The sequence below is a fragment of the Citrobacter sp. Igbk 14 genome (genome assembly GCF_028069825.1).
In the GTDB taxonomy this organism is placed as follows: Bacteria; Pseudomonadota; Gammaproteobacteria; order Enterobacterales; family Enterobacteriaceae; genus Citrobacter.
Genome location: NZ_JANEWM010000091.1, coordinates 1 through 11,513 on the forward strand (window position 1 = coordinate 1; position 11,513 = coordinate 11,513).

Annotated in this window: 10 protein-coding genes; 3 read left to right on the forward strand and 7 right to left on the reverse strand. The window is 48.8% G+C overall.

The window, feature by feature from the left end; genetic code table 11:
• Positions 1–216 precede the first annotated feature (216 nt).
• The 5 genes from purB to rluE are packed head-to-tail and all read right to left on the reverse strand — an operon-like array spanning position 217 to position 4,521.
• Positions 217–1,587: an adenylosuccinate lyase gene (gene purB / locus NNN64_RS21575; RefSeq protein WP_271442715.1), complete on the reverse strand. Its 1,371-nt coding sequence runs from the start codon at positions 1,585–1,587 to the stop codon at positions 217–219.
• A 3-nt stretch (positions 1,588–1,590) separates the two neighbouring features.
• Complete coding sequence (gene hflD, locus NNN64_RS21580; protein ID WP_271442716.1) at positions 1,591–2,232, reverse strand: high frequency lysogenization protein HflD; 642 nt, start codon at positions 2,230–2,232, stop codon at positions 1,591–1,593.
• A gap of 34 nt (positions 2,233–2,266) precedes the next feature.
• Complete coding sequence (gene mnmA / locus NNN64_RS21585; RefSeq protein ID WP_271442717.1) at positions 2,267–3,373, reverse strand: tRNA 2-thiouridine(34) synthase MnmA; 1,107 nt, start codon at positions 3,371–3,373, stop codon at positions 2,267–2,269.
• A 53-nt stretch (positions 3,374–3,426) separates the two neighbouring features.
• Positions 3,427–3,888 carry an NUDIX hydrolase gene (locus NNN64_RS21590; RefSeq protein WP_137382937.1) on the reverse strand — a complete coding sequence of 154 codons (462 nt, stop codon included), beginning with the start codon at positions 3,886–3,888 and terminating at the stop codon, positions 3,427–3,429.
• A 9-nt stretch (positions 3,889–3,897) separates the two neighbouring features.
• Positions 3,898–4,521 carry a 23S rRNA pseudouridine(2457) synthase RluE gene (rluE, locus tag NNN64_RS21595; protein WP_271442718.1) on the reverse strand — a complete coding sequence of 208 codons (624 nt, stop codon included), beginning with the start codon at positions 4,519–4,521 and terminating at the stop codon, positions 3,898–3,900.
• A gap of 202 nt (positions 4,522–4,723) precedes the next feature.
• Here rluE and icd point away from each other — a divergent pair, with 202 nt between their 5' ends.
• From icd to NNN64_RS21610, 3 genes are all read left to right on the forward strand, one after another.
• Entirely contained in the window at positions 4,724–5,974 is a 1,251-nt protein-coding gene (gene icd / locus NNN64_RS21600; protein ID WP_003030769.1) for an NADP-dependent isocitrate dehydrogenase, read from the forward strand.
• A 561-nt stretch (positions 5,975–6,535) separates the two neighbouring features.
• A complete protein-coding gene (locus tag NNN64_RS21605) occupies positions 6,536–7,030 on the forward strand; it encodes a molybdopterin-dependent oxidoreductase (RefSeq protein ID WP_271442719.1) in 495 nt (164 codons plus the stop codon).
• A 17-nt stretch (positions 7,031–7,047) separates the two neighbouring features.
• Positions 7,048–8,976 (forward strand): putative bifunctional diguanylate cyclase/phosphodiesterase, encoded by a 1,929-nt coding sequence (locus NNN64_RS21610; protein ID WP_271442720.1) that lies wholly within the window; start codon positions 7,048–7,050, stop codon positions 8,974–8,976.
• Between the two features lie 37 nt (positions 8,977–9,013).
• Here NNN64_RS21610 and NNN64_RS21615 read toward each other — a convergent pair whose 3' ends face one another.
• Together NNN64_RS21615 and NNN64_RS21620 are read right to left on the reverse strand one after the other, a co-directional pair.
• Positions 9,014–9,256 (reverse strand): helix-hairpin-helix domain-containing protein, encoded by a 243-nt coding sequence (locus NNN64_RS21615; protein ID WP_271442721.1) that lies wholly within the window; start codon positions 9,254–9,256, stop codon positions 9,014–9,016.
• Between the two features lie 102 nt (positions 9,257–9,358).
• Positions 9,359–11,446, reverse strand: a complete 2,088-nt coding sequence (locus NNN64_RS21620; RefSeq protein WP_271442722.1) for a TonB-dependent receptor — start codon at positions 11,444–11,446, stop codon at positions 9,359–9,361.
• Between the last annotated feature and the right edge of the window lie 67 nt (positions 11,447–11,513).

Genomic DNA, 11,513 nt, shown 5'->3' on the forward strand with positions numbered 1-11,513 from the left:
ATTTTATGATAATTAACTGTATTTACTGAATTTTCAAAATCGATTTTATAGTCTAACGCTGATTATGTGGCTGTGGGGATAAACATTTAATAAACCGGGGGGAATCGTTAAGGCGATAAAATTAACAAGCCGGATAGCGTTCGCGCGTATCCGGCCTGGGTATGACATCAGCGGTGGGTCGAATGAGGCGAAATCGCTATCCGGCACCAGTCCTGATTATTTCAGTTCATCAACCATGGTGATGGCGCGGCCAATATAGTTAGCCGGTGTCATCGCTTTCAGGCGGGTTTTCTCGTCTTCCGGCAGAGCCAGTCCGTCGATAAACTGCTTCATGCCTTCAGCATCAACGCGCTTGCCACGGGTCAGTTCTTTCAGCTTCTCGTATGGTTTCTCAATGCCATAACGACGCATCACAGTTTGAATCGGCTCAGCCAGAACTTCCCAGTTGTGATCCAGTTCGTCCAACAGGTGATCGCGGTTTACTTCCAGTTTGCTTACCCCTTTCAACGTAGACTGGTAGGCGATCAGCGCATAGCCGATACCCACACCCAAGTTACGCAGTACGGTAGAGTCTGTCAGGTCACGCTGCCAGCGGGAAACCGGCAGTTTGCTTGCCAGGTGCTGCAGAACCGCATTGGACAGGCCCAGATTACCTTCGGAGTTTTCGAAGTCGATCGGATTAACCTTATGCGGCATGGTGGAAGAACCAATCTCACCGGCGATGGTTTTCTGTTTGAAGTGATTCAGTGCGACATAACCCCAGACATCACGGTCGAAATCGATAAGGATTGTGTTGAAACGGGCAACACAATCAAACAGTTCGGCAATGTAGTCGTGCGGTTCAATCTGTGTGGTGTACGGGTTCCACTGAATGCCCAGGGATGTGACAAATTCTTCACTGAACTGGTGCCAGTCAACTTCCGGGTAAGCGGCGATGTGGGCATTATAGTTACCGACGGCACCGTTGATTTTACCGAGAATTTCGACCTGATTGAGCTGGCGATACTGGCGCTCCATACGGTAAGCCACGTTAGCCATTTCTTTGCCCAATGTGGATGGGGTGGCCGGTTGACCGTGGGTACGGGAGAGCAGTGGAATGTCGCGATACTGCACGGACAAGTCTTTCACCGCATCGATCAGTTGGCGCCAGTACGGCAGGATCACTTCATCGCGCGCCGTTTTCAGCATCAGCGCGTGAGACAGGTTGTTGATGTCTTCAGAGGTGCAAGCGAAGTGGATAAACTCGGCAACGGCATGCAGCTCCGGGATATCCGCCACTTTCTCTTTCAGGAAATACTCTACTGCCTTCACATCATGGTTGGTCGTACGCTCGATGGTTTTGATACGTGCAGCATCTTCTTCATTGAAGTTAGCAACGATCGCATCAAGGAAACCGATTGCGTCGGCAGCAAAAGCAGGAACTTCCTTGATCGCTGCGTGCGCGGCCAGTTTTTGCAGCCAGCGTACTTCAACCTGTACACGGAATTTCAGCAAACCATATTCGCTGAAAATCCCGCGCAGCGCGCTGACTTTATCGCCGTAGCGTCCATCGACAGGGGAAACGGCGGTCAGTGAGGATAATTCCATAGATCACAACTCCGGGGTTAAATGAGCAAGAATTTGTTTTGCCTGAGTCGTCAGGCGATTACGAGAAAACATGAGTTGCAGACGGCCTCCACCAACCTGATGCCAGAGCACGGCAGCGCGAATGCCAGCCAGAAGCGACGCGCGTACCTTAGCCTGAACCTGCGGGCTCTGGAGAATGGCCGGAGAACCCGTGACCTGAATACGCGGGCCGAGTGGGCTGATGACGTCAACATAGATACCAGCCATCGCACTCATCAACGTTTCTGACTGCAAATCAAAATGGTCCAACTGGCGCTGCAAGCCGTTGATACGGTCTCCCAGCGAGTCCATAGCGCCTTTGGCTGCTGACAGCTTACGCTCCAGCACCATCAGGCTTAACGTGTAGCGGGTGAGTTCTGCATTCAGCCCCTGACGACTGCTGGCATTAAGCACGCCGAGCAGTGTTTCAAGGCCAAGGCGCAGATTGGCTTCACTGCCGCCGAACACGCCCAGCGTTGAGCTGGGGTTCATATCGATGACACTGTTCAGTGAAACGTGTAGTGCATCGGCATCACAATGCCCCTGGTGCGCCAGTTCTTGTACCAGGCGTGCCGACTGGCAAATACCTGCCAGGGCGAGGGTGATGTCATAATAATTCTTTGCCACGTTCACTGCTTCCTTGTATCAAATGTGTAAATAATTATACCGGCAGAGGCAGACGCTGCTCGATAATGCCGCCGCCGAGGCACACTTCACCGTTGTAAAAGACCGCTGACTGACCCGGTGTTACCGCCGCGACGGGTTCGTCAAAAATGACTTCAATACGCTCAGCATCCAGTGCTTTAACGGTGCACGGAATGTCGGTTTGACGATAGCGGGTTTTCACTGTGCAGCGCAGGGTGCCGGTGAACGGTTGACGGTCGACCCAATGTAATTGCTGTGCAATCAGGCCAACGGACATCAGGCGTGGGTGTTCATGACCCTGAGCCACAACCAGAATATTGTTCTCAACGTCTTTATCCACGACATACCATGGATCTTCGGTACCTTCTTTTGTTCCGCCAATACCCAGACCTTTACGCTGACCCAGGGTGTGATACATCAGCCCCTGGTGCTGGCCAATTTCTTCACCGTCAACGGTAATGATCTTGCCAGGTTGTGCCGGCAGGTAACGGCCGAGGAACTCGCGGAATTTACGCTCGCCGATAAAGCAAATACCGGTGGAGTCTTTTTTCTTCGCAGTCACCAGACCCAGATCTTCGGCAATTTTACGTACCTGCGGTTTTTCCAGTTCACCCACCGGGAACAGACTTTGTGCGATCTGCTCATGGCCGAGGGTATAAAGGAAGTAGCTCTGGTCTTTGTTACCATCGAGTCCCCGCAGCAGGCGGCTTTTGCCGTCTACATCCGCGCGACGCACGTAGTGGCCAGTAGCGATGTAATCGGCACCTAAATCTTCAGCGGCAAATTCGAGGAAGGCTTTAAACTTGATTTCTTTATTGCACAGAATATCCGGGTTCGGCGTACGACCCGCTTTGTACTCTTCAAGGAACAATTCAAAGACGTTGTCCCAGTATTCTGCAGCAAAGTTAACGGTATGCAGTTCAATGCCGAGTTTGTCGCAGACAGCCTGCGCATCCGCAAGATCGGCGGCCGCTGTACAGTATTCCTCACCATCGTCCTCTTCCCAGTTCTTCATGAACAGGCCTTCTACCTGATAACCCTGTTGTTGCAACAGCCAGGCAGAAACGGAGGAATCGACACCGCCGGACATGCCGACGATCACTTTTTTTTGGCTTTCAGACATAGGAATACTCACGACATTGAACTTCAAGGCGGCATATTCTAGCACGCAGCCCTTTACTTGACACCCTCTGTAAACGGCCAGTTAAATTCGCCAATCATTGCGAGTGGGTAACGCTGTCCGCTTTGATAACAACGAATACTCTCGGCAACCAGCGGCGAACGCAGGTTTGGCGCAGAGAAGATCTCTTGCGCACTGACCCAACGACAGCAATCTATATCGTCGTCATGAGGTTCAGTAGCGCACATATTGGCAAGCTCAATAGAAAACAGAAAACGTAAAAAGGGTGTTCTGTCTGGGGCAATCCATTGATGCATTCGGATGAAGTGTTGTGGTTGCGCTTTGATCCCGGTTTCTTCCCACAGCTCGCGTGCCGCGGCTTGTATCAGGGTTTCATCGGCTTCCAGGTGTCCGGCGGGTTGATTCCACAACGCTTTGCCGTTGATGGTTTCCTCAACGACTAAAAACTTATCTTCTGCATGCACAATGCAGGCAACGGTGACGTGCGGTTTAAACATACCTGTTCCTTATACAGTTGCATCCCGCCATTGACCGTTAGCGAGATTATCCAGCGTGTAATTCCCCATCGCATAACGAATTAACCGCAGTGTAGGAAATCCAACATGTGCTGTCATACGACGTACCTGGCGATTGCGGCCTTCATATAAGGTTACTTTTAACCAACGGGTAGGGATATGTTTCCGTTCCCGAATAGGCGGGTTTCTCGGCCATAGCCATGCGGGTTCTTCTACCACTTCGATACCAGCAGGCAGGGTGGGGCCATCGTTCAGCGTTACGCCGGTGCGCAGAGCCTCCAGCGCTTCGGGGGTTGGCTCACCTTCCACCTGGACATAATAGATTTTCCCCGTACGTTTGCCGGGTTGCGTCAACCGGGCCTGCAGCGCGCCGTCGTTGGTCAGCACCAGAAGTCCTTCGCTGTCGCGGTCAAGACGACCAGCAGCATAGACACTCTGAACAGGAATAAAATCTTTTAACGTTTTGCGTCCTGCTTCGTCAGTAAATTGTGGCAAAACATCGTATGGTTTATTGAACAAAACCACCCGTTTTGGCTGGTTTTCTTTACGCTGTTTAGTGACTTGTCGTGAGCTGAATCGCTCAACCCGGTGATTTCTAAAAGAAGTTTTTTGCATGGTATTTTCAGATTATATCAATTGCCGCATTATAGCCTAAGAACGAGTGTCTTTCATGGCGGCGAACAATAGGGTAGTATTGACACGCTCATTACAAATCATTAACAAAAAGTTGCTCTAACGCATCCGTGTAGCAGGACGCAAATGCACATGCAGCGTGATGACAGACGAGCAGAACCAGAAGCGCTCGAAGGAGAGGTGAATGGAAAGCAAAGTAGTTGTTCCGGCGGAAGGTAAGAAGATCACCCTGCAAAACGGCAAACTCAACGTTCCTGAAAATCCGATTATCCCGTTCATTGAAGGCGACGGTATCGGCGTTGATGTAACCCCACCGATGATCAAAGTTGTCGATGCTGCTGTCGAGAAAGCCTATAAAGGCGAGCGTAAAATCTCCTGGATGGAAATCTACACCGGTGAGAAATCCACTCAGGTTTATGGCCAGGACGTCTGGCTCCCTGCTGAAACCCTGGATCTTATTCGTGAATATCGTGTTGCCATCAAAGGCCCACTGACCACCCCAGTTGGCGGCGGTATTCGCTCTCTGAACGTTGCGCTGCGTCAGGAGCTTGACCTGTACGTGTGCCTGCGTCCGGTTCGCTACTATCAGGGCACCCCAAGCCCGGTTAAACACCCAGAACTGACCGACATGGTCATCTTCCGTGAAAACTCTGAAGACATCTACGCGGGTATCGAATGGAAAGCTGACTCTGCTGACGCTGAGAAAGTGATTAAATTCCTGCGCGAAGAGATGGGCGTGAAGAAAATCCGCTTCCCGGAACATTGCGGTATCGGTATCAAGCCATGTTCTGAAGAAGGGACCAAGCGTCTGGTTCGTGCAGCGATTGAGTACGCCATCGCTAACGATCGTGATTCTGTTACCCTGGTTCATAAAGGTAACATTATGAAATTCACCGAAGGCGCGTTCAAAGACTGGGGTTACCAGTTGGCGCGTGAAGAATTCGGTGGTGAGCTGATCGATGGTGGTCCGTGGGTTAAAATCAAGAACCCGAAAACCGGTAAAGAGATCGTGGTTAAGGACGTTATCGCCGATGCGTTCCTGCAACAGATCCTGCTGCGTCCCGCTGAGTACGACGTTATCGCTTGTATGAACCTGAACGGTGACTACATCTCCGATGCGCTGGCTGCACAGGTCGGTGGTATTGGTATCGCACCTGGAGCCAACATTGGTGACGAATGTGCACTGTTCGAAGCCACCCACGGTACTGCACCGAAGTACGCGGGTCAGGATAAAGTGAACCCAGGTTCCATCATCCTGTCTGCAGAAATGATGTTGCGCCACATGGGGTGGGTCGAAGCGGCTGACTTGATCGTTAAAGGTATGGAAGGCGCGATTAACGCGAAAACCGTAACCTATGACTTCGAACGTCTGATGGACGGCGCTAAGCTGCTGAAATGTTCAGAGTTTGGTGACGCGATCATCGAAAACATGTAATCCAGATTCTGGGTTGTATGAGAACGGGAGCCGGGTGGTTCCCTTTTTTTTTAATGAAATTTGCTGGCGATTAAAACAGCTATAAACCGGCTGTGGCTCGGGGCGAATATAGGGGGCACTGCGCAAGATTTGTATTTTGTACCCTCATCTGGATATCTCTACCCGTCTAGCAATCATATTTTTTATGGATAAGCAGCAAAACCAGGTCCTGGTGATTCATTGCGCAACACGCATTCGATGAGAGGTGCGAAGCGCTCGGTTGGAAAAACAATATCCTGTTGTTGCATAAAAAAATAGACCTTTATATTCGTGTGTGTTTATTTTTACTGACTAAACAGGTGGCTTATTTTTTGTACGGCGATAGTGAAATTTACTGTGCCTCAAATAACATCAACAGCCTTTTTTAAACAATATTAAAAAATGAATGATGGTTAACTTATTGATTTCAATGAATTAAAAAACGGATGGGCTTTCTGCATCAATAATCGCTGGGTAGCATGTGTAAATAGCATAATAACTAAATTATAATTCTCTTACATTCGATAGATTGGTGAGGTTAGAATGCGGTTAATTGTTATGTTGTTAAGCTTCGTTGTCACTACTCAGGTCTGGGCTGGTGAACTTCCCAAGCCTGTCGGTAAAGTCCTTTTAACACTGTCCGGTAATATAGAAAATACCAATGAAGACGGGAAAGCCGTTTTTGATATCGCCAGTCTCGAGAAACTGGGCACAGTAAGTTTCCAGACTACCTCACCCTGGTATAATGGACGCACTACCTTTACGGGTATCTCTCTGCAAAAGCTCATGGATTATGTCGGGGCAAAAGGTTCTGTTGTTAAGGTCACTGCGCTCAATGACTACACCACCGCTATCCCACTCAGTGATTTCAAGAAATATAATGTTATTCTTGCGCTAAAAATCAACGGAGAATATATGCGCATCCGTGATAAAGGCCCGCTATTCATCGTGTATCCGTATGACAGTATTCCTGAACTGAATAATCAGATTTTTTATTCAAGGTCAGCATGGCAGGTCAGCTCAATGAAAATTGAGTAGAGGTTCAGAGGACCATCATGAACAGAATACTGGCTGGCATTATATTCTTCCTTTTTATATCTACCGGATATATATCTTTCCTTGTGCACGAAAGACAACAAGAGCTACAGAAACTGACCCACTATGCCGACTCATGGTCTGCTGTTCAAATGGTATCAGAATATTACCGATTTGAATCGTGGCTTGGTCTCTACATTAGTGATGATACGATGACGCTTGATGCTGTACGCCTGCGTCTCGACATTATGCTCAGCCAGAGCGATTTAATAAAAGAAGGTGATTTAGGACATTATATAGAAAGTAATCCAGCGCATTATGAACTGGCTATACAGCTTGAGAAAATGCTTGATTATCTGGATGTTCATCTTGAGAAAATGAACCGTTCAGAACTCAAGACATATTTGAAAGAAATGCATGCGCTTGATGCACCGCTAGCCCATCTTTCATCCGGTGCATTAGATAAAGATGTTAGCTCGATTAATAATACAAATACGAATATTCAAACCCTGTATTATATATATTCGGCGACTTCAGTATTGCTTATAATATTGAGTGCGATACTGGGGATTCTGATTTTTTTCCAGAACAGAAATATTTTGAGAGCACACCTCCAGGTTAAGTGCCTTGCTGAGGAACTTCAGGAATCTAAAGAAAAACTGCAGATCCAGAATGCAAAACTGGAGTATGACGTCTATCACGACTCGCTCACCGAAATGAATAATCGCCAGTTGTTCTGGGGGGATTTAAGTAAAACCATCGCGATGGCAGAAAAAAACAATGACTCTGTGACGGTGATGTTGTTCGATTTAGATCGATTCAAAGAGGTAAATGATACGTATGGCCATGACGCTGGTGATATGTTATTACGTCAGATATCCCATCGTTTGATTTCTATGAGCCAGGGTTCAGACACGCTATATCGCTTAGGTGGCGATGAATTTGCGTTTCTTTCGAGCGGTCTGACAGAGAGCCGTGCCGTTTCCCGAGCTCAAAAAATATGTGATTATATCAACCAACCCTACACTATTTATAACGCAATTATAAATATAACCACTTGTGTTGGTATTGTTATCTCAGAAACTGAGCACCGTTCCGACTACCTTTATAAATTTGCCGATCTGGCGCTTTATGAAGCGAAAAATGAAGGCTCGGGTAAAATAAAAGTCTTCCGGCAGCGGATGTTAGAAAAGCTGCAAGAAAGCAGAACCCTTGAACATGATATGGCAATGGCCATAGTGAATAAAGAATTCGTGGTTTATTACCAACCTATTGTTGATTCTTTCAGCCGGGAAATTTACAGCTATGAAGCTCTTATTCGTTGGATACATCCTCTAAAGGGACTGCTGCCGCCGGATAGTTTTATTCCTGTCGCTGAAAAAACAGGCATGATTAACGAGATGGGAAAATCTGTGCTTGAAATTGCTTGCCGGGAAGCGGCTTCCTGGGTGGTACCGGTTAAAATTTCAGTCAATGTTTCACCTGTCCAGCTAAGCAGCAAGGCCTTTGCCGGAATCGTGCTGTCCATTCTGAAAGAAACCGGGCTTCCTGCAGAGCGTCTTGAGCTGGAAGTGACGGAATCCTCTCTCTTTACCGAGAGCAATACGCCGATGAATACACTTAACAAGCTCAGAGCTCTGGGGGTAAAAATCTCCATCGATGATTTTGGCACCGGATACTCTTCTCTTTCGCGACTGAGTCGACTTGCCTTCGATAAAATCAAAATAGACAAGTCCTTTGTGCATTCGATATCCACACAGGAAGACGCCCTTAATATCATCAGGCTTATTACGGGTATGGCGAAATCGCTGAATATGAAAGCTGTTGCAGAAGGTGTTGAAACAGAGGAACAGCTGGCGAGCCTTCAGGCTCTGGGCTGCGATTTCGCGCAAGGTTATCTGTTTGGTAAACCGCAGCCGGGTATCAATGGGAAAATCAGAAACGGTTAAATCGCGCACGTTCCTCTTGCTCGGGTGATACGCTAAATCAGCGTAACGACGACGCACTTGCCAGCGCTATGACGTTGGCAATTGCCGCTTTCGCTTGCGGACTGTTTTTCCAGCACGTTGAGCCGACCATAGACGCCGCTTGCTGGGTAATATCCTCGACAGTAGAGTTTTTGAGATCGGCAAGCGAGTGGAAACCCAGTTGCTCAAGCCGCTCGATGACTTTGGGGCCAACGCCATTTAATGACAGGAGTGCCTGACGTTCAGTGGTTGAAAAGGGCATTGTCTCTCCTTACGTATGCGCAATACTGACAATCCGCTTACGAAAACACGCTGATAGCGGCCAGGCTATCAGTTATAGCCTGGCCAACAGAGGTAAGCAAAACTAGAACTGGTAGTTTAAGGAGACCCAGTAGTTACGGCCGGGGTTGACGTATCCGGTCGTGGATTGTGCAGTCTGATAGTAGTCGCCCGCATAAGTACTATTGCGGCCAACCTGGTACAGTGTGACGTCACTAAAGTCTTTATCCAGTACGTTGTTCACCGCTGTATTCAGCGTCAGTTCTTTGGTCAGCTTATAAGACATGCCCATGTCCAGAACGGTCCAGGCTTTTAAATTTGCGCCTTTGTCGTCATACACTGCCTTTTGTGCTGCGCTGAGGTTGTCGTAATTCTCCGTATAGCGTGGAGCCTTACCGCGATAGCGAGCGCTCAGCCAGGCGTTCATATCTTCCGTTGCCTGCCAGTTCAGACGGGCGTTCGCCATGTGTTTCGGGGTATAACTCAGTGGCGCGCCTTTATTCTCGCCATCTTTTTGCTTGCTCTGGGTATAGGTGTAGTTGAGAGATAAACTCAGCGAGTCCGACCACAGCGGGAATGTACTGGCAAACTCGATACCATCGGTTCTTGCTTTACCGCTGTTGGTGTAGCTGTTGGTATTATCATCGATAGAATACGAAACGATTTTATTTTTGTATTCAGTATAGAAACCCGTGACGTTGGCGTTCAGCCCAGCGTCATTCTCATAGTAAAGCCCGGTTTCGTAACTGGTACTTTCTTCAGGTTTAAGGTTCGGGTTCCCGACGGTATTGACGGTTCCCTGTGCCGTCACGCCGCTGATGCCGTTATGAAGTTGGCTGAGCGATGGCGCTTTATAGCCCGTTGTGACACCGCCTTTGAGGGTCCACTCGTCGGAGACGTCCCAGACCATATAGGCGCGTGGGCTGAGGTGCCCCCCAAAGACGTCGTTATGTTCATAGCGTGTCCCCACGGTTAAGGCCAGAGAGTCGAGGATATGCCACTCATCTTCAGCATAGGCCGACCATGTTTTCTGGTGGAATGTCTCGCCGGTATTGGCCAGCACGACACCGTCCTTCATGCGGGCATCCCAGTATTCCCCCCCGAGGGTCAACAGGTGCGCGTCACCTAACGGCGTCAGCAGCATGGAATCCAGAATAACGTTGGTGTTCTTCAGTTCACGCGCGTCGCCAGCCCGGTTTGCGTTCTCTGGTGTCAGTGCCGAGGAGACCAACTGGCGGCCTTTGTTCTCGGTTTCATTCCAGCCCACAGAGGATTTCCAGGTACCAAATGTTAATGCGGTATCGTGGCCGAGCGTCACTTTGTTACGTTCATAACGCAGCGTTTTATCATATCCGCCGGTCAGATTGCCAAGTTGTCCATCATCGTTATCGTAACGTTGTCTGGCGGAATCGAGATCCAGCCACAAGGTATTGCTGTCGCTGGTTTTCCAGTCCAGACGAGTACCGATATTGTAATTCTCGGATTCCGTAGGATACGGCACGCGGGTGGAAGAGGTATCACTCAGCGAAGTGACACTGGAGCCTTGGCGCTGTGTGGTGCTGCCGCGAACCTGCATATCCAGTACACCTGCGATCAATGGGCCGCTTGACCAGAAGTTGGCGACCGTGCTGTTACCCCATTTATTACTTTCTTGCAGGTTAACACCAGTATTAATGGACGTGCTCCATTTATCGGTGCTCTTTTTGGTGATGATATTGACGACACCGCCAATGGCATCGGAACCGTATAACGTCGACATCGGACCGCGGATTACTTCAATATGGTCGATTGCCGCCAGTGGAGGCATAAAGCTGGTGTTCATGGCCGAAAAGCCGTTCGGTGTCACGTCGCTGCTTCCATTTTGACGGATACCGTCAATCAGGAGCAGGGTATAGCTGGCTGGCATACCACGGATGCTAATTTCCAGACCGCCGGTTTTACCCGTGCTGCTTTCGACATCCACACCTTCCACAGAACGTAGAGCTTCACCTAAATCGTTATATTTATTGGTTTGTAACTCTTGCTGTGAAATAACGGAAACGCTGGCAGCCGCGTTGGTGATCTTTTTTTCGTAACCCGAAGCGGTTACTACCATCACGTCTTCAGCGAAGACAAAGGGGCTGGTAAACCCTATGCAGGACAGAACGACAGAGGCAACAGGTTTTAAACGCATAGTCAAACTTCCTTTGTTAAAAATTCAAAGGCAGTAAGATAATTGATGAAAATGATAATACAAATAA